This is a genomic window from Bacillus sp. CH_70 (assembly GCF_038007045.1).
GTDB classification, from domain to species: domain Bacteria; phylum Bacillota; class Bacilli; order Bacillales; family Bacillaceae_G; genus Bacillus_A; species Bacillus_A cereus.
This window is the reverse complement of the sequence record NZ_JBBOWL010000001.1, coordinates 3,265,656-3,289,650: the sequence shown is the minus strand read 5'-3', so window position 1 is coordinate 3,289,650 and position 23,995 is coordinate 3,265,656. Positions and strand designations below refer to the sequence as shown.

The following is a 23,995-nucleotide window of genomic DNA, read 5'->3' as shown; positions in this document are numbered from 1 at the left end:
AGGAGTATTGATATGTATACCATCGCTGAGTTTTCTCGGATTTGTAAAATGAGTACGCGGATGTTAAGACATTATGACAAAGAGGAGATATTAAAACCGGCATATGTGAATCCGGTTAATGGGTATAGGTATTATGAACAAGAGCAGCTGGAAGTAGCATTGAAAATAAAAAAGCTAAGGGAGTATAAATTTCCTCTTCCAAAAATTAAAATTGTTTTGCAGTCATCGGATCAAGATTCGTTTGTTCAACATATACAATCACAAATTATCGAGTTGTCTCATGAAGTGAAGCAAAATTTACAGGTTATTTCAGAAATGAATGAAATGGTAATGGTGAATAGTAGTCTAAATATTGCTCGCCATAGAAGTTACGATATATTAATGGGAATGAGGAACGAAGTAACGATAATTACTCAAAGAGTAAAAATAGATATAGATGATATGGATGATTATTTTTATGACTTATATGAAGAGGTACAAAAAAATAACTTTCAAATAGTCGGTTCTCCATCTGCAGTCTTTTATGATGAAGAATATATTCCAAGTAACAGTGATATTGAGTTAAGAATTCCGGTTATGCAGGGGAATGATGAAGACGTAGCACCAAAGTATGAAATGAAACAACTAAGTCCACATCATATCGTTACTACTATGCATTATGGAAGTTATGACTATATAGGTTACGCTTATATAGCGTTAGAAGAATGGGTTGAAAAAAATGGGTGTGTAATAGTTAATTCGCCATATGAGGTTTATATAAAGGGACCTGAATGTGATTGTTTAGCAGAAGAGTATGTGACACAAATTTGTTTTTTAGTTACGAAAATAGAATGAGAATAAGGATTGACATTAACATTATGTCAATCCTTATTCTATGTACGAAAGCAATTTATCATAATAAAAAGGCGAAATAAAGAGTCACCTTATAAAGTTGCTACAAGTAAATGAAGATATTCCTGTTGACCTTAACACGATGTCAAAGTATAGACTGTACGTACATTCATATAAGGGGTGAACACGTATGAGAAATATAGAAAATAGTTTGTTTTATATGCCTGCGGAATGGGAGAAACATGAAGGTACATGGCTCCAATGGCCACATGATAAAGCACATAGAGGTGAAGGTTATAGAGCTAAGTTAGATGATATTTGGATATCGATGGCAAAGGAGCTTCACTATGGAGAAAATGTCCATATTGTTGTATGTGATGAAGAAGAGAAAATACATGTCCAATCGAAGTTAATGGAAGCTAATGTAAATATGGATAAAATTGATTTCTTAATTCAAGAAACTGATGATATTTGGATAAGAGATAACGGACCAATCTTTGTAACGGATAAGGAAGGGAATCGCTGCCTAACGCACTGGATATTTAATGGTTGGGGAAATAAATATCCGTACGAAAAAGACGCTAATATTCCGAATAAAATAAGTGAAATGTATCGCATTCCAAAAGTTGAATCTAGTGTCTGTCTAGAGGGCGGGGGAATTGAGATAAACGGAAACGGGACCTTAATGGCGGCGAAAACGTCTATTATAAATGAAAATCGAAATCCCACACTAAGTCAGAAAGAAATTGAAATGGAATTAACGAAATATTTAGGAGTAACGAATTTTATATGGATAACTGGTATACGCGGAGAAGATAATTATGATGAAGATACGGATTATCATATTGATGGCGCGGCACGGTTTGTAAATGAAAATACGATACTGTATGAATATGATCCTTTCGGTGAAGGAGAGCCATACCTTTTGGAGGCGTACGAAAAGCATTATCAAGAATTACGACAAGCGAAAAATATAGATGGAAAGCCATTTCAGCTCATTCCAGTACCAGTAACAAGAAAAGTGGTAAAAGAAGCAGACTGTAAGGGTTCATATTTGAATTTTTATATTGGTAATGAAGTTGTATTAGTTCCTGTATATGGTGATGAACATGACAAGTTAGGGCTGCAAATTATTGAAGGTCAGTTTCCAGGAAGAAGAATTGTCGGTATTTATGTGAATGAATTGTATGCGTATGGTGGTATGATTCACTGTGTGACGCAGCAGCATATAGAATAGAGTAATTCAAATGAAAAAGCATGCAGAGCATATACTCTGCATGCTTTTTATAATGCTGAAAACTCCTCAACAAGTTGAGTGAATTGTTTCAATGCACTTTCAATCGGTTCTGGCGTAGTTAAATCAACACCAGCTTTTTTCAATAGGTTTAGTGGATAATCAGAACTTCCACCTTTCAGGAATTCAATATAATTTTTCTGAGCATTCGGATCACCGCTTAATAGTTTATCAGCGATTTGAATGGCAGATGCGAATCCAGTTGCATATTTGTATACGTAAAACGGGCGGTAGAAATGAGGGATTCTAGCCCATCCGTATTTTACTTCTTCATCAAATACAAGTGAATCACCGTTATATTCTTTAAATAGTTTTTCATAAATTTCACTGAAGACTTGTGCATTTAATGGTTTACCTTGTTCCGCCATTTCATGTGTGATTTTTTCAAATTCTGCAAACATAATTTGTGTAAAGAAAGTACCTTTGAATTTTTCAATAAAATGGTCAACTAAATGGTTACGCACGTTCGTTTCTTTTGCTTCTTTTAATAAATAGTGAATTAATAACACTTCATTTACTGTAGAAGCGACTTCTGCCACAAAGATAGAATAATGTGCAGAAATTCTTGGTTGGTATCCATGTGAATAGTGCGTATGCATACCGTGCCCGCATTCATGAGTAAGAGTGAACAGGCTATTTAAATCATCGTGATGATTTAAAAGAATGAAAGGATGAACACCATATACACCAAAGTTATAAGCACCAGAACGTTTTCCTGGTGTTTCTCTTACGTCTATATATCGTTTATCTTTAAAACTTTTTAATGTCTCAATATATTCTTCTCCTAAAGGAGCTAGTGATGCAATCATAATGTCAAATGCTTCACTATATGGGATGTCTTGTTTTGCACCTTCTACTAAATCGACGCCTAAGTCGTATTGTCTTAGTTCATCTACGTTTAATTTTTCTTTTCGAATTTCATTGTATGTATGTAATGTTTGAATGTTTTTTTTCGTTGTATCAATAAGGTTTTCATATACTTCTTTCGGAACCATATCGCCAAATAATGATTTCTCTAGCGCTGATGGATAGTTTCTTAGCTTCGAAACGGTAACATTATTTTTAATAGCAGCGGATAAAGTAGATGCGATGGAATTCTTTAACTGAACATATGGTTTGTAATATGCTTTATAAGCTTCTTTACGCTTTTCACGATTCGTATCTTCTATTAACTTTGCATACATTCCGCGTGTTAAGTTCACTTTTTCTCCATCGTCAGTCGTCACTTCACCAAATAATATATCTGCATTGTTTAACATACCAAATGTGTGCTGTGGAGAAGAAAGAGCTTCACCCATCTGTGATAAAATTGCTTCTTGGTCCTTATTCAATACGTGTTTTTTATAACGATATAATTCAAATAAGTCTTCTTTATAATATTGTAAGCCTTCTGTTTCTTCTATGTAAGAATGTAATGTGCTTTCGTCTATGCTAAGTAAGAAGGGGGAAAAGAAAGATTTAGCTGCACTTACTTTTACGTGTAATTGTGATACTTTATCGACAAGAGACTGCGCGTCAGTATCGCGTGTATCAAGGTCAGATTGTAATCGTGCATAAGCGAACATTAAAGATATTATGCTAGAAATTTCTTCACTCTTCGTTAAATAAGCTAATAAACTATTGCCATCGTGAATATTGCCATTAAACTCGTGTAATTCCTTCGTTAATACTTCAATTTTATGAAAATCACTTTCCCAATCTTCAATTGTATGGTAAATGTCTGTTAAATCCCATTTTTCTATATCAGCTACTTGTAATCGATCTTTAAGTTCTGTCATAATCATTTCCTTTCTAAACATGTAGTTATATTTCTATATAACTATGAAATACAACAAATTGCAAAAAATCCCTGCTGAAAATTGAAAAGCCTTGCTAAAATAACAAGGCTTACATACTTATAGTGTAATTCCAAATTTTGAATGTAAAAGGTTTGTAAATTGCATGTCTGTAACGGTTTCTTTCGTTTTTTTACCATTTTTCGCTACTGTAAGGCTATCTTTCGTTAAAGAGGCATGCCCATCTTCAGTTAGTTTTACAATAAGAGGTAGTTTATTAAAGGGTGACCCTTCATGTTCAACGATAATTTTTTGTGCTGTATTTGCTTTTTCTTCATCCACTTCTTCTATATAAAATGCATAGCCTAACGTCCAATCATCAGCAGAAGATTGATCCGAGAACTCATTGTTTTTCCGCATCTCTAAAATGTAGTTTCCCTTTTCGGTCATTTCTTTACGAATACGATAATCTCCTGTAACAGAGTGAATGACTTCACCTGAGAAAGGGACAGGGGTAAGAGGTAAGTATGATCCGAATCCTACTTCAATTAAATAAAGTTCATTATGATGTGTTAAAACGGTTGCGATATGGCCAGAATCAACAGCCCATATGGAGTTTGCAGCGTTATAAACTGTTCCTGAAACGAGATGAACATCGAATCCAAAATCTTTCAGGAAGTAATACATAGTAGGATTGAGTTCATAACAAAGACCGCCACGGTTATTTACTAAAATTTTCTCTTTCAAATTTTCTTTTGATATTTCTTTAAAATTCTTTTCGAGAATATTTAAGTTTTCAAAAGGAACAGTTTGTGCCATTGCGTACATAATGTTAGATAAATCTTCAAATGAAACTGTGTCTTTTTCTTCTATATGTAATCGTGCGAAAAATTGTTTTTGAAAGTCTGTCATAGAAATCCCTCCGTTATGTTTTTATAGGTAAATTGTAAACAATCTTGAATAGGATGTGAAATTAAAACTACGTTGAATATTTGAAGTGAGATTAAAAATAATGTGGGAGAGTGAGAGATTGCTACTTTACTAACGGTGGGACGAATATTATAATAATTCTGATAAACTATGCAAACGCTTTCTTAGAAGGGGATGGTGTACAGATGTTTAAAAGAATAACAATAGTCGGATTGTCAGTTGTTTTGTTTTTACCTAGTATATATGAGGGGAGTAAAGCATATGCAGATACAGTTAACAATGGAACGTTAATGCAGTATTTTGAGTGGTATGCTCCGAATGATGGGAATCATTGGAATCGTTTGCGTACTGATGCTGAAAATTTAGCGCAAAAGGGAATTACATCTGTTTGGATACCACCTGCATATAAAGGAACTACGCAAAATGACGTAGGATATGGAGCATATGATTTATATGATTTGGGGGAATTCAATCAAAAGGGAACAGTGCGGACGAAATATGGGACGAAAGCACAATTGAAGTCTGCAATTGACGCTTTACATAAGAAAAACATCGATGTATACGGTGATGTAGTTATGAATCATAAAGGTGGGGCTGATTATACGGAAACTGTCACAGCAGTTGAAGTAGACCCGAGCAATCGAAATGTTGAAGTATCAGGTGATTATGAAATTAGTGCGTGGACAGGGTTTAACTTTCCAGGGCGTGGAGATTCTTATTCTAATTTCAAATGGAAATGGTATCATTTTGACGGAACAGATTGGGATGAAGGAAAGAAATTAAACCGAATTTATAAATTTAGGGGCATAGGTAAAGCGTGGGACTGGGAAGTGTCTAGCGAGAATGGGAATTATGATTATTTGATGTACGCGGATCTTGATTTTGATCATCCAGATGTTGCGAATGAAATGAAAAAATGGGGAACGTGGTATGCGAAGGAATTAAATTTAGATGGCTTTCGTTTAGATGCTGTTAAACATATTGATCATGAATATTTGCGCGATTGGGTAAATCATGTTAGACAGCAAACGGGGAAAGAAATGTTTACAGTAGCTGAATATTGGCAAAATGATATCCAGACTTTAAATAATTATTTAGCGAAGGTCAATTATAATCAATCTGTGTTCGATGCACCACTTCATTATAATTTTCACTATGCTTCAACAGGAAATGGGAATTATGATATGAGAAATATTTTAAAAGGAACGGTAGTTGCGAATCATCCTACACTTGCGGTTACTCTAGTTGAAAATCATGATTCACAGCCTGGTCAGTCATTGGAATCTGTAGTGAGCCCTTGGTTCAAACCGTTGGCATATGCATTTATTTTAACGCGTGCAGAGGGATATCCTTCTGTTTTCTATGGTGATTACTATGGTACAAAAGGAAATAGTAACTATGAAATTCCAGCGTTAAAGGACAAAATTGATCCGATTTTGACGGCACGAAAAAACTTTGCATATGGTACGCAGCGGGATTATTTTGATCATCCAGATGTAATTGGCTGGACAAGAGAAGGTGATAGTGTACATGCTAATTCTGGTTTAGCAACATTAATCTCTGATGGACCAGGAGGGTCAAAGTGGATGGATGTTGGGAAGAATAACGCAGGGGAAGTATGGTACGATATTACGGGTAATCAAACAAATACTGTAACAATTAATAAGGATGGTTGGGGACAATTCCAAGTAAGTGGAGGATCAGTTTCCATATATGTTCAGCAGTAATTTGGTGATGAAAAAGAAGAGGTAGACTGAAACATAAGTCTACCTCTTCTTTTTATATTGTGCATATTTATCCCGCTATTTGTGGTCAGTCCGATTGGTGAGGGCTTATTAAAGTTTCACTTTATTTTTCCTGAATCTTTATTGTAATAAAAGAGTTAGTCGACCTTTATAACAACAAGAGAGGCATTGGAATATATAATGTCACCCGTGGCTTCTCTTATTCGTACTCGAAGAACGTCCCCTTGATTTAAAGGTAGTAAATCAGTTCTGGCGGATGTAGCTCTCACCCCAGAAGCACCACCAACTCGCGTTTCAATTGCGAATTGAATGGAATCGTTTATTGTAAGATTTAATATACTAGACGATATAGTTTGTATTACAAATACAATTGAAAAGGATACAGAGTACACGCCAGTGGTATCAATTGTAATAGAATTATTTAATGGATTTAGGGTAGTTCCACTAGCAGGTCCTGGAATGGTAAAATTAATATTTGTATTAACTACTGCTGAAAAACCGATTCCTACTTCAGAAGTTATTGCTCCAAATATGGGAAGAATCCCTAAACCGGTTGCGCCAGTAGGACCAGTTATTCCGATTCCGGTAGAACCTGTAACCCCAGTAGGACCAGTTATTCCGATTCCGGTAGGACCTGTAACCCCAGTAGGACCAGTTATTCCGATTCCGGTAGGACCTGTAACCCCGGTAGGACCAGTTATTCCGATTCCGGTAGGACCTGTAACCCCGGTAGGACCAGTTATTCCAATTCCGGTAAAACCTGTCGCGCCGGTAGGTCCTGTGATTCCAGTAGGTCCGGTGGGGAATGTAAATGGTGGAATTGATGGTAGTGTGGGACCGATTAAATTTGGTTCCAGAGCAGGTCCATGTAAAATATTATATTCTTCACTCATATAGTAAACCTCCTATCATTGCTTGTCATAATTATTAAATGTATTAGGGGAAGTAAATGACATTCGCAATAGCGGAGGCGCTTCTTATAATTTCTCTTCAGTGAATATAGACCTAATTTAAGCAATATTGAAATCTATAGTTACGTACTACTAAAGTATGACACCTTTACTTCTCACGTAACATATAGTATGATGATTTCAATAAATTAGATTTCAATGACTATAATATAAATTAATGAGAGGTGCTTTTTGTGAGTGCGGTAGGTATTAAATAGGAAAAATTTAATGAAATAAATCGGATAAGACCAGGGGATTTTTATGTACATCATACCCCTAATTTTGTCATGCATTTATTTCAAAACCTATGAAGATACCTACAATACTTTATAAAGCGTGTAATAAGGGACTGCCATCTATTTTTATGGCTTATTTCCTCATACGTTATTACACATGCCTTGTAAATGTAAAAGCTGCGGTATCCCCGCAGCTTTTTTGTATATATTTTTAATGTATAAAAATGGTAATTAAATAATGTAGAGCTCATTGGAATCTAATGAGTAGGTATCTTCATTTATGATAAAAATCAATCATAGTGAGGAGAAACAAAATGAATACGATGACTTTTGAAAAGTTACAATATAACGAATTAAAGGATATAGTGAAATCTTATTGTGTAAGTGGATTAGGTAAGGAATTAGTAAACAAATTAGAGCCGAGTACGAGTATAAAAGTAGTGAGAAATCGCTTGAATGAAACGACAGAAGCACGAGCTATATTAGATGCAGAAGGGCATGTTCCTTTCTTCGGCATTTCTAATATTGCTAGTACAATTCAAAAATTAGAAAAAGGGATGATTTTAGATCCAGAAGAATTAGTAAGTGTTTCAGACTTTTTACGTGGGTGTAGAAAGATTAAAAAGTTTATGTTAGATAAAGAATTTTTTGCACCAGTATTAGCTTCTTATGCAAATTCAATGACTGAATATAAAAGTATTGAAGAGGAAATTAACTTTTCAATTAAAGGAAATAGTATTGATGTAGCTGCAAGTAAAGAGTTAAAACGAATTCGAAATAATATCGATTCTGTAGATGGGAAAATAAAAGAACGTTTAACGAAGTTTTTAAATAGTAGTGCAAATAAGAAATTCATTCAGGAATTCTTTATTAGTAAAAAGGATGACCGTTATACGATTCCAATTAAATCTTCCTATAAAAATCAAGTTGCTGGAAGTATTATTGAAGCCTCGGCAAAAGGTTCTACTGTATTTATAGAACCGCATACGGTTACGAAATTGAATGCAGAATTAGCAGGTTTGAAAGCAGAAGAAGCGGTTGAAGAGTATCAGATTTTAGCGACTTTATCAGGAATGGTGTTAGAAAACATTTATAATATAAAGATTAACATGGAGCTAATTAGTCAGTATGATATGGTATTTGCGAAAGCGAAGTTTAGTAAATCGATTGATGGAATAGAACCGAAGTTAAACGATCATGGCTACATTCATTTAGTGAATTGTAAGCATCCGCTTTTAACAGGGCAAGTTGTACCGTTACATTTTAAAATTGGTCAAGAGTATCGTAGTTTAATTATTACAGGGCCGAATGCGGGCGGAAAGACAATTGTGTTAAAAACGATTGGATTGTTAACATTAGCTACAATGTCAGGTCTTCATATTGCAGGAGATAAAGGTACAGAAATCGCTATTTTCGAAAATGTATTCGTAGATATTGGTGATAATCAAAGTATTGAAAATGCACTAAGTACATTTTCGTCTCATATGAAAAATCTGTCTGAGATTATGAGGATGTCAAATAATAATACGTTACTTTTATTTGATGAAATAGGGAGCGGTACAGAACCAAATGAAGGTGCAGCACTTGCAATTTCTATTTTAGAAGAGTTGTACTTTGCGGGATGTATTACCGTTGCGAGTACGCATTACGGAGAAATTAAACGATTCTCAGAAATGCATGATGACTTTATGAATGCAGCGATGCAGTTTAATAGTGAAACGCTAGAGCCGCTTTATAAATTAGTTATCGGAAAATCAGGAGAAAGTAATGCACTTTGGATTGCGAATAAAATGAGCGTAAAAGAACATGTACTGAAAAGAGCGAAAGAGTATATGGGAAATAAAGAGTACGCTTTAGAAAAAGTGAATGAAAGTAAAATTAGAAAACCGAAATTTGTACAAGAAAAAAGAGAATCTCATTATGAGTACAAAATCGGCGATCGTGTGAATTTATTGGATCATGATGATTTTGGTATCATCTATAAGGAAAAAGATAATTTTTATAACGTTGTTGTATATTATAACGGTGAATTCGTTGAAGTAAATGTAAAACGTATTACTTTAGAAGTAGCAGCGAAGGAGTTATATCCAGAAGGATACGATTTAAATACACTATTTGTTGATTATAAAGAAAGAAAAATGCAACACGATATTGAGCGCGGATCGAAAAAAGCACTGCGTAAAATTCAAAAAGAAATAAGAAAGAATAGAGGATAAGTTAAAATGGTAACGATTAGACAAGAACAAAAAAATGATTATAGAAAAACAGAAGAAGTCATAAAAGAAGCATTTTTAAAGGAAGAATTTAGTGATAAAACAGAACATGAACTTGTAAAACGTATTAGAGAATGTGACGCGTTTGTTCCAGAGTTATCAATTGTTGCGGTAGATGAAGATATAGTTGGTCACATTATGTTATCGAAAATTACAATAGAACAAGATGGAACTTCTGTAGAATCGTTAGCACTTGCACCAGTTTCAGTTGCTAGGGGTCATCAGAAAAAAGGAATTGGTGGAAACCTGATTGTAGCTGCATTAGAAAAAGCGAAAGAACGTGGATACGGATCAGTTGTAGTATTGGGACATCCAGAGTACTACCCGAAATTTGGTTTTAAGAAAGCAAGTGAGTGGAATATAAAAGCACCGTTTGAAGTGCCTGAAGAGGTATTTATGATAATGGAATTAACAGAAAATTCTCTTCGAGGTGTAGAAGGAATTGTACAATATTCGAGTGCTTTTGCTGAGTAGGAGTAACGGTTAAGAAATGTAATCATAAAAGATGCTATCTTTTTGTATGGATATACAGAAAGATAGCTTTTTTTATTAAGCGGATCTACTGACGTATATTTTGCTCAATGAATAATTGAGGTGGTAAAATTGATATAGAAACGTAAAGGGAGAGAATGAAATGAATAAGCGAGAAACAGATAGCAATGAGAATGCAGTTACGTTATATGTTACAAGACACGGTAAAACAATATTAAATACGAATCATCGCGCGCAAGGTTGGGCTGATTCTCCATTAGTAGAAAAAGGTGTTGAAGTTGCCACAAATTTAGGAACAGGATTAAAAGATATTCATTTTATGAATGCGTATAGTAGTGATAGCGGCCGAGCGATTGAAACTGCTAATTTAGTATTAAAATATAGTGAGCAATCAAAATTAAAACTTGAGCAAAGAAAAGATTTGCGAGAATTAAATTTCGGTATTTTTGAAGGTGAAAAACTTGAGAATATGTGGGATGTGGTTGGAAAAGCTGCAGGCGTTGCATCACCAGAAGAACTTATGAAGTTTTCTATTCAAGAAGTGATTAATCTTATTAGAGTAGCAGATCCTACAAAACAGGCGGAAGATTGGGAATTATTTTCTACTCGTATAAAAGCTGAGATAGATAAAATTAGTGAAGAAGCTGCTGGAAATGGTGGCGGTAACGTTTTAGTTGTCGTTCATGGGCTTTTGATTACTACCTTAATAGAAATGTTAGACAGTAGCAAAACAAAACTTGGGGTGGAAAATGCTAGTGTGACGAAGATTGTATATCAAGATGGAACATATACAGTCGAGTCGGTTGGAGATATGAGTTATGTTGCAAAAGGGAAAGAAAGTGTGGAAATATAATTAAATCTCAAATAGAAATAAGAAAAGGAAGGTAGAGAAATCTAGCTTCCTTTTCATTTTGTGAATTATGGGATTAATAAAATCTTCCCTGTGCTTTTACGGCTCTCTAATAATTCATGAGCAAGAGCACCGTCTTGTAAAGAGAATGTAGTAGGATTTGAAATGTTTAATTTTCCAGTTGCGATCCAATCGAATAATTGAGTAGATCGTTTTTTACGTTCTTCATAAGTGGTAAGAACGTTCCAAAGGTCTCCGCCAGTTAAAGTTTTTGAAGTATCCATAAGCATACGTGGATCAACTGGAGCAGGATTACCACCAGCCATTCCGTAAAATACGACAGTACCGCCAATTTTAGTAGCGTTAAAACTTTCCTCTAATGTAGAACCTACTGATTCATATACAAGATTTACTCCAGTTCCATTAGTCATTTCAAGTACTTTCGTATGCCATTCTTCGTTATATAAAAATACGTGATCGGCACCAGCTAATGTAGCTATCTTTGCTTTTTCTTTTGATGATGTAAGACCAATTACTGTTCCGCCCTGTAGTTTAATCATTTGAATAAGAAGTTGACCGACGCCACCAGCTGCAGCGTGTACTAAAGCTATATCACCTTGTTTTAGTTGATAGCTATCGTGCGTTAAATAATGTGCAGTTAATCCTTGTAATAAGACAGAAGCGGCTGTTTCAAAAGAAATAGAATCTGGTAGTGGGATTACTTTTTCAGATGGAACGGCAACTAGTTCTGCATTTGCAAATGGGACGTCCGCAAATGCAATACGGTCTCCTAGGTTGATAGTAGTAACGTCAGCTCCTACTTTTTCAACAATTCCAGCTCCTTCATAACCTAATACATAAGGCGGATTGCCAGCAAGATGATAATCGCCGCGGCGTCTATAAATATCAGCGAAGTTTAATCCGATTGCTTTCGTGCGGACAAGAATTTCATTTGGACTTATGATTGGATCGTGTATTTCTTTATAGTGTAGAACATTAGCGTCTCCGAATGTTTCGAAACAAAGTGCTTTCATATGGAATACCTCCATTTATATTGTTTATAGATGTTCTTTATCATACAATACAAATATCAATAGACAAAGAGGATTATTTCGATGGAATCAATCGGAAATATCGATTGAAAAGAGGGATGATAAATGGAAATAAAACAGTTAATTACATTTAAAGTAGCGGCACATACTTTGAACTTTACACAAACTGCGAAGAAATTAAACTTTGCTCAATCGAGCGTGACAGCGCAAATTAAAACGTTAGAAGCTGAGCTCGGTACACCGTTATTTGAAAGATTAGGAAAACGTCTTTTCTTAACTGAAGCAGGTAGGAAGTTTCAACTATATGCCGACAAGATGATTGCACTCAGTAACGAAGCGAAAATGGCTGTGAAAGATGATGAAGAAATAGCAGGTACGTTAATAATTGGTGCACAAGAAAGTCAATGTACATACAGACTGCCTTCTATATTAAAGCGGTTTAAAATAAAATTCCCAAAAATAAAACTTATATTTAAACCAGCACATTCCAATAAAGATGCGAAGGAACAATTGATGGAGGGGAAAGTAGATCTTGCATTTATTTTGGACGAATGTAAAACAGAAGATGTTTTACATGTGGAACCACTTATGAAAGAAGAATTAAAAGTAGTAGCTGCTCCTACGCATCGTTTACTTGAACAACCTTCAGTTTCTATAAAAGATTTAGAGAGTGAAACACTTTTACTAACAGAATTAGGCTGCTCGTATCGGACTTTATTTGAAGAGCTATTTCGCTGGGAAGATGTATATCCAGCAAATAAAATTGAGTTTGTTAGTGTTGAAGCAATTAAACAATGTGTTATTGCAGATTTAGGCATAGCCGTTTTACCAGCAATAGTAGTAGAAAAAGATATACGAGAGGGGACGATAAAAGAGTTACATTTAGAAAATACAATCTCTCCGATTTATACGCAAATCGCTTGGCATAAAGACAAATGGATGACAGTGCCACTGCGACAATTTATTGATGTAACGAGGGAGTTTTTTGTAACGGATTAAGTGGAGAAATATTTATTTTATATAAAAGAAAAAATGGCAATTTTGTATAAAGAACCGATGCTTGAATATAACAAGTATTGGTTCTTTTATGTTTTAAATATAGAATGCTATAAAATGTGTATTTCTCAACTTTTTTTCTTACAAGGATAAGTAAAATTCTTCGTATATTCCAATAATCATAAGGGAATTTACAACGTTTATTCGTTTCTGTAAGATGCCTCTAGGAAGCGTGAAAGGAGGACTTACATAGCAGTATAGCTTGTCTTTAGTATACGTACTTATTGTGAGGAGGAATTTAAAATGTTTAAAAAGTTAATGAAAGTATGCGTGTTAAGTGCGGCAAGTATAGGTGTATTATTTAGTTTTCAAGGAAGTACATTTGCAGCTACTGATTTAAGTAGTTATTATGACGGGAAAAATCCAGCAACAACGAAAGTATACGGGGGAAGTACAACGTGTGATGCAGATGGATTTAATGCAAAGTCTACAGCAGTTTATGAAGGTAGTAAAAAAGTAGGGACAGTGTATTTACGTTACAGTAATAAATGTCATGCAGCGTGGTCTAAGCTTGTTTTAGATCAACCAGCTCCTTCTGTTTCTGGAGGGGTATATGCTTACGCTGTTATTAATAAATATAAAAATGGTGTATTCCAAAAATCAGTAGACTCTAATAGTGGCAATGGGGCAATTAAAACAGGACAAACGAGTACGTATACAGGAATGGTGTTTGATTTAACTGCTGATTTTGGTTATACAGCTGATGCCGAAGCGGTGACGATTAATAATGGTTACGGGAAAACAGCACGTTATTAATAAAGGAGTGAAATGATATGAAACTTTTAAAAAAGACGAGTGCATGTTTATTGCTATCTTTACTCGTTGTAACTAGTATGTTTAGCACGACTAATAGCGATAAAGCATACGCAGAAGACCATTCATATGATGGGAAAAGTCCTTATTATAACAGCTGTGATCAATCCGCAGTAACGAAAGAAAAGAAGTGGATTGATTCAAATTCTTATGTGGAATTAAAATTTAGCACGACGTGTAAGACAGCGTGGGCAAAAGTTACTGTAACTCGCCTGGCAGTTTATAATAACGAAGCTGATGCAAGGATTGTTAGAAAAACAGATGGAAAGGCATACACTTGTGGAAGCGCTGGAGGAAATGGTGTTGTAAATAAAGGGCAAACATCATGCTATACGCCAATGGTATATGACTTAGATCCAAGAAAGGCGCAAGCACAGGGGAAACATGCAATACCAAATAGTGATGCTTATAATTATGCGGAGACTATTTGGTATTGATGAGGATATGGAGATTGTAAGATAGAATATTTTAAGAGCATGTTTTGATTGGATTTCAAAACATGCTCGTTTTGTATTCATTCTAATTTTTTCTGTAATCATGGACCATTGAATTAACTAAGGTCTGTATCAGGAGGATTGTATCCAAGGTGACGAGCCATTGATACAATTTGTCCTTTATGATGAAACTCATGAGTCTCTGTATGAGTTAAAAGCCATAGCGGAGTTGTGCTCCAAGGTTCTCTTTGCCATTTCACTTCATTTGCTATGTTTTCAAGCCAACGATCATTGTATTCATTTAAAAAACTTTGTACAGTCTCATCTACTAATTTAAATCTAGCACGGACTTTCGCGACATCTGCATGCTCAATTTCGTAATCGCTAGCAAATGAAAAATCTGCTCTTTTTTGCTTGAATGCGAATGACCCAAGCCAGTATCGATAGCAATCGGCTACATGAATATGTGTCTTTATAATGCTACCGCTCCCGAAATTCGGAACAGTGCTATGTAATTTTTCTAATGGGATTTCTTCTAAAAATGTGAATAGAGTTTCTCTTGTAGAGCTAATAAGATTATATTGCTGTTTTAAAATATGTAACATGCAAGTACACTCCTCTTTTATTTACATAGTAAGTAATTCTATATTTACGAGGAGTGAACCTTTTTATTATTTTTAATAAGCATATTAGATGTATTTCTTATTTGTTTCTGATAGATTAAACAAGGTGAAACTTTAATAAGTTGAACATTATTAGTTCATAATAAATTGTACATCAAGAAGGGGAACGATAAAATGAACAGACTAGTGGGTTTAAAACAATTTGAAATAACGCGCGGGGCGTTACTTAAATTTATGGAAACGTTAGATGATAAAACTGCGGATACGCAGCCAGAGGGTTTTAACAATACAATTCGTTGGCATATCGGTCACGTGTTAACAGCAGCAGAAGTTTTCATGTTTGGAAAAGAATTCAAACAATTACCAACTGAATATCCAGGTATGTTTGGGTATGGATCACGACCATCTAAATGGAAAACAGAAGGACCATCGTTAGAAGTGTTAACGGCTCAATTAAAAGAACAAGCAAAACGTATTAACGAAATTCCAGCAGAAGCATTTGAAAATAAACTACCAGAGCCATTCCTAGGATTGGAAACAGTAGGGGAGCTTTACGGTATGATGCTTTATCATGAAGCTGATCATATTGGGCAAATGAAAGCGATGGAACGTATTATTAAAGCTCTTTAGTCTTAATTGCATATAAAACAAGCAATACAGTTGTAATGTTAAATAATATATACAAAAAAGGTAGATAAATTATTATCTACCTTTTTTGTATAACTTCTTGAAGGATTAGGGATTATCATCGTGGTGCTGATGAAGAAGGATAAGAGAATTTTATAATTTTTATGGTGTGATTATTAATTATAGTATTCCTAAATATGGAATATACGTATAATAATAGAGAAGAACTAGAAATAGGGGTGAATACTATGATTACATTAGAGCAAAAGTTGGAGCAATATAAACATACATATGTACAGTTAAAGGGAGAACTAAAATGGAAAACGAGTGATTCTCGAACAGGAATGATGATTGCTGCTATGTATGCAGGTAGTGATAAATTGTTTGATCTCGGACGTTTTTTAGAAATTAGTAGTTATATTAAGAATCAGGTAGGGATGTTTTCATACTTAAAGTCTTATCATCGTTTTGTAGTGGCCGCAACATTAGATATTCACTTTACAGATTACAAGGAAGCTTTTCGGAAGTTTTTAGATTTATATGAACAATTGGTCACTGGTGGCTTTAGCCGGAGTATATTTACTTATCTCGCAGCAGCTGTGCTTTTAACAGAAGAAAATGAACAGCATGGCGCGCACATTCAGCGTTCGATGCAAGTATATAAACGCATGAAAAAGGATCACCTCTTTCTTACAAGTACAAATGATTATCCGCTCGCAGTTTTATTAGCAGGACAATCAGAGCATGTAGAAACACTTATGGACCGAGTGGAACGTCTTTACCAGAAACTAGCGACAGCTGGTTTGCGTAAAGGGAATGATCTTCAATTTTTGAGTCATATTCTTTCACTAAAGAAGGATGTCAGGGAAGAACTATTAGTTGCAAAATGTACAAATATATGGAATTTGTTAAAGCAAGAAAAGGTAAAAGTAAAACAGATGCATTACCCAGCTATCGGGCTACTAGCGTTACTCGAGGACGGAGAAAAAGAGATTCATTCTATTCGAGCATTTATTGAAAAATTGCAGGGGGATAAATTGTTCCGTTGGCATACAGATACAACTATTCTTATTGCTATTCAACTGTTCGTAAGTCAGAAAGGTGAGGAAAGTAAAGCTACTAACACAGGTTTACAAACAATGATAGAAGTCCTCATACAAGCACAACAGGCAGCCATGATGGCAACGATTGCCGCTTCATCTGTAGCAACATCTTCTGCTAGTAGCAGTTCATAATGTGTAATTGCTTATAATCTTGTAAATTATAACTCCCTTGATAAGGACGGTTTAAAAAATATTACTAAAAACAGTTAGCTCATCACTCTCTAATGAGTGATGGGCTAACTGTTTTTACATAATCAGCATTATCTTTTTGATTCCTTCAAATGTTTGAGCTGCGTGACAATCATAATGCTAATAACAACGAGTAAAAACCATGAACTAATTTTGCTTAAGTGAACGAGACTCCATGCTTCCCGTTGATTTGGATATTGCCATGCTCCGAAAAATGTTGCGATGTTCTCTGCAATCCAAATGAAAAATCCGATAAGGAAAAAGGAGAGAACGAGTGGCATTTTATATGTAACGCCTTGTAATGAAAATTGTACAAATGTGCGAGAGAAAACAATGAATAGTAGTAAAGTTAATATCCATCTAAAATCGTATGTAAAGTGGTGTGTGAAAAAATTGAAGTAAATCATAGCTCCTAACGGCACGGCAAAAATAGCTTTCGGCCAATGATGCATTTTTAAATGCAACCTTCTCCACGCTTGACATATGTAACTCGCGACACTCGCATACATAAAACCGCTGTAAAGCGGAACTCCAAAAACCTTCGAATATGCCTCTTCGGGATAACTCCATGAACCGAAATGTACTTTATATATTTCTAGTAAAAGGCCGATGAGGTGGAAGATGGTAATTACTTTTAGTTCGTCTTTTGTTTCAAGACCCGTCTTGTACATAATCCACTGCATAAGAAGGCATACGATGAGTATGAAATCATAGCGGTATAACTCTGGGATTGAAACAATTTTTGAAAGGGCTAGTGTTAAGAAAATAATGACTGGGAATAAGCAAGATAATGCTTGTTCGTAAGTGAAATGTAGTAGTTGTTTTATATAGAACATTGTGTCACCTTCGATGTTTTTTTATTGGAAAAATCAAAATAATCAATAATTATACTACGATTTAAAAAATAATCCAGTAGTCTATTTTGCATGTATTTGTAAGTTTTAGAAGGGAATTGTAATGAGTATTTTAATATTGTAGAAAAGTAAAAAAATAGTTTGCTATTTAAAAAAAGTGGGGATATAATATCTAAATGAAAATGATAATTATTATCAATAATAATTACAAATAAAAAATAATTATAAAAAACAACTGAATATAAAGGATGAAATGAAACATGTTACATAAGTCTACTGTACATGCTGGTAATAACCGCTGGATACATATTAAGTTCATATGTTTCATGAGCTTAACAATTTTATGTTTAATTGGATCTATATTTTTAGCCATTTCATTTGGTGCAAAAGATATTCATTTACAAACGGTGTGGGTAGCGGTTTTGGATTACGATCCGAAATTAACACAGCACCAAATTATTTATGAATTAAGGCTCCCGAGAGTAATTGGAGCAGCAGTTGTAGGGGCAGCTTTTGCGGTTGCTGGTGCTGTTATGCAAGGTGTAACACGAAATCCTTTAGCTGATGCAGGTGTACTTGGCATAAATGCAGGAGCGATGTTTGTAGTAGCACTTAGTTTTGCTTTTTTTCCGCATATGCCGTATTCCTATTTAATGATTGTTTCCTTTATTGGAGCAGTCTTAAGTACAGTACTTATTTTTGTTATTGGATCAGCAACATCAGGCGGGTTAACACCAATGAGGTTAACGATTGCTGGAGCGGTTATGGCAGCGCTTTTACATTCATTAAGTTCAGGTGTTGCGATTTATTATGATTTAAGCCAGGATTTAGCGTTTTGGTATGCTGGTGGTGTTGCAGGGGTTAAGTGGGAACACTTGAAATTTTTAGTCCCTATTATTCTTATAACGATTATTTTTGCAATAGTGTTAGGGCGATCTATTTCACTCATATCAATGGGGGATGATGTTGCTACAAATTTAGGAGTAAAAACGAACCGAACGAGAATACTAGGGATGATTATAGTAGTCATTCTTGCAGGTGTATCTGTTTCAGCTGTTGGCTCTATTGGGTTTGTAGGACTAGTTATCCCGCATATTGCTAGAAAATTAGTTGGTGTGAATTATAGACTCATTATTCCTATGTCAGCATTATTAGGAGCTATGTTATTAGTTGTAGCTGATTTAGGGGCAAGAACAGTAAATCCTCCTAAGGAACTTGCGATAGGGATTATGGTAGCTCTTGTTGGAGTTCCGTTCTTCCTCTATATAGCACGTAAAGTTGGGAGGGAGTTGTAAGTGAAGGATCTTTTGAACACAGATAAAAAGAGAGCCATTACTGTAACTACAATTTTTGGTTGTATTAGTATCGCTGTCATTTTAATTAGTTTAAATACAGGGACACTGAGCATTGCACCGCTCAAAGTAATTCAAACGCTTTTCGGTTATGGTGATTTTGAGAGCGAGACCGTGCTATATGATTATCGTATGCCAAGAATAATAATCACAATGTTAGCCGGTATTGGCCTTGGGATTTCCGGTGCGATTTTGCAAGGGTTATCACGTAATGCACTTGCAGACCCTGGTATTTTAGGATTACATGCAGGTGCATCTTTCGGGCTAATTATATTCGTTACTTTCTTTCATTCTATTAATGAGAATGCATCGATTTTAATACCGTTATTTACATTTGGCGGGGGAGTACTAGCTGCATTTTTAATTATTATACTGGCGAGTGATCGGTCAAAAGGTTTACTTCCTATTAGACTTATTCTCGTTGGTATTGCTGTTTCAGCTGGATTTAGTGCGATTTCGTTATTTTTCTCTCTCAAGTTAAATGATGAGACGTATACATTCGCTTCTAGATGGTTAGTTGGTAACGTGTGGGGAAGGGATTGGATTCATGTCCTTGCATTATTACCTTGGATTTTCATACTAACCCCGTATACATGGATAAAATCTAAAACGTTAAATGCATTGTCACTAGGTGATAGTGTAGCAGCAGGGCTTGGTGTTTCTGTTCAAAAAGAACGGTTACTACTTTTAGCTACAGCGGTTGGATTATCTTGCGCGAGTGTATCGATGGCAGGAGGAATTGGTTTTATCGGTTTAGTTGCTCCGCATATCGCAAGGAAGTTAGTAGGTACTACATATCAAGACTTTCTTCCTTTAGCTGGCATTATCGGAATGATTATTTTAGTGCTAGCAGATACGATAGGTCGTTCTATATTTGAGCCAAACTCTATTCCAGCTGGTGTAGTAGTGGCGGCATTAGGAGCACCGTATTTTCTTTATTTACTTACAAAAACAAAATAAATACTTCAAAGAGGAGAACATATGAAAAAGAAACTTATTATTTTATTTAGCATGATGTGTATTTTAGTATTAGCAGCATGTGGTCAAACGAAAGCTAATGAAGAGGCAACGAAAAAAACGGAAAAAAGTAATGATCCAAAAATCGCCTCTATGTCCATTCATTTAACAAATAATTTACTTGCATTAGGAATTACACCAGTAGGTTCTGTTATTGGTGGAGATTTAAAAGATTTCTTACCGCACGCTAAAGAGAAGTTGAAAGATACGAAGAAGCTTGGTGTTGTAACAGATCCGAATATGGAAGCGTTACTTCAATTAAAGCCAACGGACATTTATGTTGATGAAAAATATGCTGGTAAAGATGTAGCGAAATACGAAAAAATTGCAAAAACACATTCTTTCAATTTAGATGAAGGTACGTGGAGAGATCATTTAAAACAAGTTGGTAAACTTGTAAACCGTGAGAAAGAAGCAGATAAATATATTCAAGATTACGAAGAGCAATCAAAACGAGTAAAAAGTTTAATAGATAAAGAGCTAGGTAATAACGAAAAAGTAATGGCAATTCGCGTTACTGCAAAAGAATTACGTGTATTTAGTACAAAAAGACCGATGGGACCAATTTTATTCCAAGACTTAGGATTACAACCTGCAAATGGTGTAGAGAAAATTGATGGAAACCGTCCTTTCGAAGTCATTTCACAAGAAGTATTACCTGACTTTGATGCAGATGCTATTTTCGTTGTCGTTAATAGAGATGATAAAGCGAAAGCTGCATTTAAACAACTTCAAGAAACACCAATTTGGAAAGACTTAAAAGCTGTTAAAGGTAAGCACGTATACATTATTAATGACCAACCATGGCTTGACTATTCTGCTTTAGGTAACAAAATGGCAATGGATGAAGCGGAGAAAATGTTTACGAAATAATATAGTTTCGCTATTAGGAAAGGCCCTCTAAATTTGGAGGGCTTTTTATTATTGTTAGAATAAACGAAAAATTATACAATGAAGTTAATTTCGTGTAGAGGAGATGTGCCAATGTCAGCGCTTATTGTAAGTATCCCGTGTATAAAGCAGTTTATAGAATAAGGGGATAAATAGGCTAATAATTATCCCTGTTATTAAAAAAGGGGGAGTTTGAAATGACAATGAATCTTTTTCAAAATAAAACGATTAAATTATCAGCTATTAGAGAAGCAGATGCTGAAGTAATGGCTATGTGGCAAGAAGATAGTGAGTATTTAAGGAATGTAGATACAGATGTAGCATTCCCGCAATCGATACAAGAAATAGCAAGTGATGGGCTATTAAAGGGACGGAGATCGAATAGTGTTTCTTTCATGTTAAGGACAGTTCAAGATGATCGCTTAATTGGTTTTGTTGCAATTCATGGCATAGAGTGGAATAACAGAACGGGTTTATTAGCCATTGGTATAGGAGATGCAAATGATAGAGGAAAGGGATATGGAAGAGAAGCAATCCATCTTATCTTAAAATATGCTTTCTATGAATTGAATTTACACCGCGTCGGTCTGGATGTGATTTCTTATAATAAAGCAGCCATTGCGTTGTATAAAAAGATAGGTTTTCAGATGGAAGGGTGTATGAGAGAAGCGGTTCAAAGAGATGGGAAGTGTTTTGATCGTATCATTATGGGGATATTGCGGGATGAATGGATAGGGTTGCAAGATTAGCGAATACATTCAATATTATATATGTAGTATGCAGGAGATATAATGATAATTGGCGAAAATTCACAGTGAACTGATTGAATTTATAAGGAGTTATGTAAAATGAATTTAGAAAAAGCAAAACCAGTAAATGAAGAGGTCGCTGAATTAAAGGAACTAATTAAAGAGTTACACGGAAGTGTACATCAACTGCAAAGCGAAGTGCAACAACTAAGGCACGAAAGACCAGTTGTTGAAGTGAGAAAAGGTGTTCAATTATCACCAACAATTGTCGGACAAATTGGTGGTATGATTTTAGGTGGGTTAGCAATTATCGGTATATTTTGGTGATGAAAAAAGGTTTGCAGCACGATGCTGCAAACCTTTTGGATTTGACGATATAATTTCATGCAATACAACTTTTACATTAAATAACGTAAATATATATAAGCATGTGATAACAAGAGTGCAACAATAGTTAATGGTAAACCAATTTTTAAGAAGTCCATATAAGAGAAAGCATGTCCTTCACGTTTTGCAATACCAGCAACGACTACGTTTGCAGATGCTCCGATTAGCGTTCCATTTCCTCCTAAGCAAGCTCCAAGAGATAACGCCCACCATAGTACTTCGATTTGCGGAGAATCGACAGATAGTCCGAGTCCTATAGCTAAGTCTTGAATAAGAGGAATCATCGTAGCGACAAATGGGATGTTGTCGATTGTCGCAGATGCGATGCCAGATACCCATAAAATCAGTATAGCTGCGAATCCGATGTCACCGTTTGTTACGCCGATTACTTCTTTTGCAAGTGAAGAGATAAGTCCGATATCAATTAACCCGCCAACGAGAACAAATAGTCCGGCGAAGAAGAAAATGGTTACCCATTCAACGTGGGCAAATACATCTTCAATATCATGTTCTTTCACGCCGATTAACATAAGAAGTGTAGCGCCTGTCATCGCGATAACAGCAGCGTCTACATGAATAATCGAATGAAGTACGAAGCCTAAAATAGTTAGTCCTAAAATCGAAATAGATTTTAAAAGGAGGCTTTGATCTTTAATGTAATCTTTTTCGTTTAATGCCATTAGTTTTTCGATTTGTTCAGGTGTTGTTTTTAGTTTGTTACGGTACATGAAGTAAATAATGCCAAGTGTCACAATAGAAATAATAATTACGATTGGAGCTAAGTTAAGTAAAAAGGCGTTAAAGTCTAAATGCTTGTTTGCTGATCCAATCATAATATTAGGTGGATCACCGATTAATGTTGCTGTTCCGCCTATATTTGAAAACAGCACTTCTGAAATCAAATAAGGCACAGGATTTACTTTTAAAATACGTGTAATGGATAATGTAACAGGAACGATTAATAAAACAGTCGTTACATTGTCCAAAAATGCTGATCCGACAGCAGTTAATAGGGATAGTAATAATAAAATGCGAATCGGTTTTCCGCCAGCTGCTTTTGCCGCTTTAATGGCCACAAATTCAAAGACGCCTGATTGACTCGTAATATGTACGAGAATCATCATCCCAATTAAAAGGGTAATCGTTTCCCATTGAATATGTGATGTGAAAGCAGTATGTAAATCTACAACTCCAAAAATAATCATAATAGCAGCACCGAATAGTGCGATTACAGCACGATTCAATTTCTCAGAAATAATAAATCCGTACGTGATTAAAAATACGGCAATTGCAAAATAATATTGCCAATTTGCTACTTCATGTGCTGACTGTTCCAATCATGTCACCTTCTTTAAATTATGTATTCAATTGTCGAAATGTATCTCGCTGCAATAATACGGGATAAAATATATTGTAGCAAATTCAAAAAAGAAAGAAAACTATTTAACAAAGTGAAGGAAAAAATGTATTTT

At 35.0% G+C, this 23,995-nt stretch carries 23 protein-coding genes; 16 read left to right on the top strand and 7 right to left on the bottom strand.

The window, feature by feature from the left end:
• Positions 1 to 12: 12 nt before the first annotated feature.
• Together N2V79_RS16695 and N2V79_RS16690 are read left to right on the top strand one after the other, a co-directional pair.
• The gene (locus N2V79_RS16695) at positions 13 to 834 is read left to right on the top strand and encodes a MerR family transcriptional regulator (RefSeq protein ID WP_182813159.1); all 822 of its coding nucleotides are present in this window, start codon (positions 13 to 15) and stop codon (positions 832 to 834) included.
• A gap of 187 nt (positions 835 to 1,021) precedes the next feature.
• Positions 1,022 to 2,068, top strand: a complete 1,047-nt coding sequence (locus N2V79_RS16690; RefSeq protein ID WP_001244187.1) for an agmatine deiminase family protein — start codon at positions 1,022 to 1,024, stop codon at positions 2,066 to 2,068.
• A gap of 47 nt (positions 2,069 to 2,115) precedes the next feature.
• On the opposite strand, the gene pepF is transcribed toward N2V79_RS16690, so the two are convergent.
• Together pepF and N2V79_RS16680 are read right to left on the bottom strand one after the other, a co-directional pair.
• Positions 2,116 to 3,903, bottom strand: a complete 1,788-nt coding sequence (gene pepF / locus N2V79_RS16685; protein WP_182813163.1) for an oligoendopeptidase F — start codon at positions 3,901 to 3,903, stop codon at positions 2,116 to 2,118.
• Between the two features lie 117 nt (positions 3,904 to 4,020).
• Positions 4,021 to 4,812 carry an arylamine N-acetyltransferase family protein gene (locus N2V79_RS16680; RefSeq protein WP_088024286.1) on the bottom strand — a complete coding sequence of 264 codons (792 nt, stop codon included), beginning with the start codon at positions 4,810 to 4,812 and terminating at the stop codon, positions 4,021 to 4,023.
• A 203-nt stretch (positions 4,813 to 5,015) separates the two neighbouring features.
• Between N2V79_RS16680 and amyS the strand changes: the two genes are divergently transcribed.
• Positions 5,016 to 6,557 (top strand): alpha-amylase, encoded by a 1,542-nt coding sequence (gene amyS / locus N2V79_RS16675; RefSeq protein WP_071731248.1) that lies wholly within the window; start codon positions 5,016 to 5,018, stop codon positions 6,555 to 6,557.
• Between the two features lie 155 nt (positions 6,558 to 6,712).
• Here the strand turns inward: amyS and N2V79_RS16670 are convergent, their stop codons facing one another.
• Positions 6,713 to 7,468 carry an exosporium leader peptide-containing protein gene (locus N2V79_RS16670; protein ID WP_197241931.1) on the bottom strand — a complete coding sequence of 252 codons (756 nt, stop codon included), beginning with the start codon at positions 7,466 to 7,468 and terminating at the stop codon, positions 6,713 to 6,715.
• Positions 7,469 to 8,075: 607 nt separating this feature from the next.
• On the opposite strand from N2V79_RS16670, the gene N2V79_RS16665 reads away from it, so the two are divergent.
• From N2V79_RS16665 to N2V79_RS16655, 3 genes are all read left to right on the top strand, one after another.
• Positions 8,076 to 9,977 (top strand): endonuclease MutS2, encoded by a 1,902-nt coding sequence (locus tag N2V79_RS16665; RefSeq protein WP_182813169.1) that lies wholly within the window; start codon positions 8,076 to 8,078, stop codon positions 9,975 to 9,977.
• 6 nt (positions 9,978 to 9,983) lie between these two features.
• Positions 9,984 to 10,508 (top strand): GNAT family N-acetyltransferase, encoded by a 525-nt coding sequence (locus N2V79_RS16660; protein ID WP_075718569.1) that lies wholly within the window; start codon positions 9,984 to 9,986, stop codon positions 10,506 to 10,508.
• A gap of 160 nt (positions 10,509 to 10,668) precedes the next feature.
• Positions 10,669 to 11,379, top strand: coding sequence for a histidine phosphatase family protein (locus N2V79_RS16655; protein ID WP_001042044.1), 711 nt, complete (start codon positions 10,669 to 10,671; stop codon positions 11,377 to 11,379).
• A 65-nt stretch (positions 11,380 to 11,444) separates the two neighbouring features.
• On the opposite strand, the gene N2V79_RS16650 is transcribed toward N2V79_RS16655, so the two are convergent.
• On the bottom strand, positions 11,445 to 12,410 hold the full coding sequence (locus tag N2V79_RS16650) for a quinone oxidoreductase family protein (RefSeq protein ID WP_000645266.1): 966 nt from the start codon (positions 12,408 to 12,410) through the stop codon (positions 11,445 to 11,447).
• 123 nt (positions 12,411 to 12,533) lie between these two features.
• Here N2V79_RS16650 and N2V79_RS16645 point away from each other — a divergent pair, with 123 nt between their 5' ends.
• The 3 genes from N2V79_RS16645 (at position 12,534) to N2V79_RS16635 (ending at position 14,734) form a co-directional block, all read left to right on the top strand.
• Positions 12,534 to 13,427 carry a LysR family transcriptional regulator gene (locus N2V79_RS16645; protein WP_000403896.1) on the top strand — a complete coding sequence of 298 codons (894 nt, stop codon included), beginning with the start codon at positions 12,534 to 12,536 and terminating at the stop codon, positions 13,425 to 13,427.
• 300 nt (positions 13,428 to 13,727) lie between these two features.
• A complete protein-coding gene (locus tag N2V79_RS16640) occupies positions 13,728 to 14,240 on the top strand; it encodes a DUF2690 domain-containing protein (protein WP_000473735.1) in 513 nt (170 codons plus the stop codon).
• Positions 14,241 to 14,257: 17 nt separating this feature from the next.
• The gene (locus tag N2V79_RS16635) at positions 14,258 to 14,734 is read left to right on the top strand and encodes a DUF2690 domain-containing protein (protein WP_000771162.1); all 477 of its coding nucleotides are present in this window, start codon (positions 14,258 to 14,260) and stop codon (positions 14,732 to 14,734) included.
• 113 nt (positions 14,735 to 14,847) lie between these two features.
• Here N2V79_RS16635 and N2V79_RS16630 read toward each other — a convergent pair whose 3' ends face one another.
• Entirely contained in the window at positions 14,848 to 15,336 is a 489-nt protein-coding gene (locus N2V79_RS16630; protein ID WP_000902416.1) for a DinB family protein, read from the bottom strand.
• A 192-nt stretch (positions 15,337 to 15,528) separates the two neighbouring features.
• On the opposite strand from N2V79_RS16630, the gene N2V79_RS16625 reads away from it, so the two are divergent.
• Together N2V79_RS16625 and N2V79_RS16620 are read left to right on the top strand one after the other, a co-directional pair.
• Complete coding sequence (locus N2V79_RS16625) at positions 15,529 to 15,984, top strand: DinB family protein (protein WP_001081119.1); 456 nt, start codon at positions 15,529 to 15,531, stop codon at positions 15,982 to 15,984.
• Positions 15,985 to 16,178: 194 nt separating this feature from the next.
• Entirely contained in the window at positions 16,179 to 17,216 is a 1,038-nt protein-coding gene (locus N2V79_RS16620; protein ID WP_002041575.1) for a DUF4003 domain-containing protein, read from the top strand.
• A gap of 128 nt (positions 17,217 to 17,344) precedes the next feature.
• Here the strand turns inward: N2V79_RS16620 and N2V79_RS16615 are convergent, their stop codons facing one another.
• Positions 17,345 to 18,109: a DUF817 domain-containing protein gene (locus N2V79_RS16615; RefSeq protein WP_078401451.1), complete on the bottom strand. Its 765-nt coding sequence runs from the start codon at positions 18,107 to 18,109 to the stop codon at positions 17,345 to 17,347.
• A gap of 278 nt (positions 18,110 to 18,387) precedes the next feature.
• Here N2V79_RS16615 and N2V79_RS16610 point away from each other — a divergent pair, with 278 nt between their 5' ends.
• The 5 genes from N2V79_RS16610 (at position 18,388) to N2V79_RS16590 (ending at position 22,463) form a co-directional block, all read left to right on the top strand.
• Positions 18,388 to 19,422, top strand: coding sequence for a FecCD family ABC transporter permease (locus tag N2V79_RS16610; RefSeq protein WP_182813175.1), 1,035 nt, complete (start codon positions 18,388 to 18,390; stop codon positions 19,420 to 19,422).
• Positions 19,423 to 20,439 (top strand): FecCD family ABC transporter permease, encoded by a 1,017-nt coding sequence (locus N2V79_RS16605; protein WP_182813178.1) that lies wholly within the window; start codon positions 19,423 to 19,425, stop codon positions 20,437 to 20,439.
• 21 nt (positions 20,440 to 20,460) lie between these two features.
• The gene (locus N2V79_RS16600) at positions 20,461 to 21,369 is read left to right on the top strand and encodes an iron-hydroxamate ABC transporter substrate-binding protein (protein WP_098680001.1); all 909 of its coding nucleotides are present in this window, start codon (positions 20,461 to 20,463) and stop codon (positions 21,367 to 21,369) included.
• Between the two features lie 215 nt (positions 21,370 to 21,584).
• Positions 21,585 to 22,136 (top strand): GNAT family N-acetyltransferase, encoded by a 552-nt coding sequence (locus N2V79_RS16595; RefSeq protein WP_065229144.1) that lies wholly within the window; start codon positions 21,585 to 21,587, stop codon positions 22,134 to 22,136.
• Positions 22,137 to 22,235: 99 nt separating this feature from the next.
• Complete coding sequence (locus N2V79_RS16590) at positions 22,236 to 22,463, top strand: hypothetical protein (protein WP_001047304.1); 228 nt, start codon at positions 22,236 to 22,238, stop codon at positions 22,461 to 22,463.
• A 71-nt stretch (positions 22,464 to 22,534) separates the two neighbouring features.
• Here the strand turns inward: N2V79_RS16590 and N2V79_RS16585 are convergent, their stop codons facing one another.
• Entirely contained in the window at positions 22,535 to 23,860 is a 1,326-nt protein-coding gene (locus tag N2V79_RS16585; RefSeq protein ID WP_340720086.1) for an ArsB/NhaD family transporter, read from the bottom strand.
• Between the last annotated feature and the right edge of the window lie 135 nt (positions 23,861 to 23,995).

Coding starts and splice junctions, on each gene's coding strand:
- N2V79_RS16595 (WP_065229144.1), top strand. CDS start 21,585: ATGACAATGAATCTTTTTCAAAATAAAACGATTAAATTATCAGCTATT.
- N2V79_RS16620 (WP_002041575.1), top strand. CDS start 16,179: ATGGAATATACGTATAATAATAGAGAAGAACTAGAAATAGGGGTGAAT.
- N2V79_RS16670 (WP_197241931.1), bottom strand. CDS start 7,468: ATGAGTGAAGAATATAATATTTTACATGGACCTGCTCTGGAACCAAAT.
- N2V79_RS16655 (WP_001042044.1), top strand. CDS start 10,669: ATGAATAAGCGAGAAACAGATAGCAATGAGAATGCAGTTACGTTATAT.
- N2V79_RS16695 (WP_182813159.1), top strand. CDS start 13: ATGTATACCATCGCTGAGTTTTCTCGGATTTGTAAAATGAGTACGCGG.
- N2V79_RS16645 (WP_000403896.1), top strand. CDS start 12,534: ATGGAAATAAAACAGTTAATTACATTTAAAGTAGCGGCACATACTTTG.
- N2V79_RS16610 (WP_182813175.1), top strand. CDS start 18,388: ATGTTACATAAGTCTACTGTACATGCTGGTAATAACCGCTGGATACAT.
- N2V79_RS16665 (WP_182813169.1), top strand. CDS start 8,076: ATGAATACGATGACTTTTGAAAAGTTACAATATAACGAATTAAAGGAT.
- N2V79_RS16640 (WP_000473735.1), top strand. CDS start 13,728: ATGTTTAAAAAGTTAATGAAAGTATGCGTGTTAAGTGCGGCAAGTATA.
- N2V79_RS16590 (WP_001047304.1), top strand. CDS start 22,236: ATGAATTTAGAAAAAGCAAAACCAGTAAATGAAGAGGTCGCTGAATTA.
- N2V79_RS16660 (WP_075718569.1), top strand. CDS start 9,984: ATGGTAACGATTAGACAAGAACAAAAAAATGATTATAGAAAAACAGAA.
- N2V79_RS16615 (WP_078401451.1), bottom strand. CDS start 18,109: ATGTTCTATATAAAACAACTACTACATTTCACTTACGAACAAGCATTA.
- N2V79_RS16650 (WP_000645266.1), bottom strand. CDS start 12,410: ATGAAAGCACTTTGTTTCGAAACATTCGGAGACGCTAATGTTCTACAC.
- N2V79_RS16630 (WP_000902416.1), bottom strand. CDS start 15,336: ATGTTACATATTTTAAAACAGCAATATAATCTTATTAGCTCTACAAGA.
- N2V79_RS16635 (WP_000771162.1), top strand. CDS start 14,258: ATGAAACTTTTAAAAAAGACGAGTGCATGTTTATTGCTATCTTTACTC.
- amyS (WP_071731248.1), top strand. CDS start 5,016: ATGTTTAAAAGAATAACAATAGTCGGATTGTCAGTTGTTTTGTTTTTA.
- N2V79_RS16600 (WP_098680001.1), top strand. CDS start 20,461: ATGAAAAAGAAACTTATTATTTTATTTAGCATGATGTGTATTTTAGTA.
- N2V79_RS16680 (WP_088024286.1), bottom strand. CDS start 4,812: ATGACAGACTTTCAAAAACAATTTTTCGCACGATTACATATAGAAGAA.
- pepF (WP_182813163.1), bottom strand. CDS start 3,903: ATGACAGAACTTAAAGATCGATTACAAGTAGCTGATATAGAAAAATGG.
- N2V79_RS16625 (WP_001081119.1), top strand. CDS start 15,529: ATGAACAGACTAGTGGGTTTAAAACAATTTGAAATAACGCGCGGGGCG.
- N2V79_RS16690 (WP_001244187.1), top strand. CDS start 1,022: ATGAGAAATATAGAAAATAGTTTGTTTTATATGCCTGCGGAATGGGAG.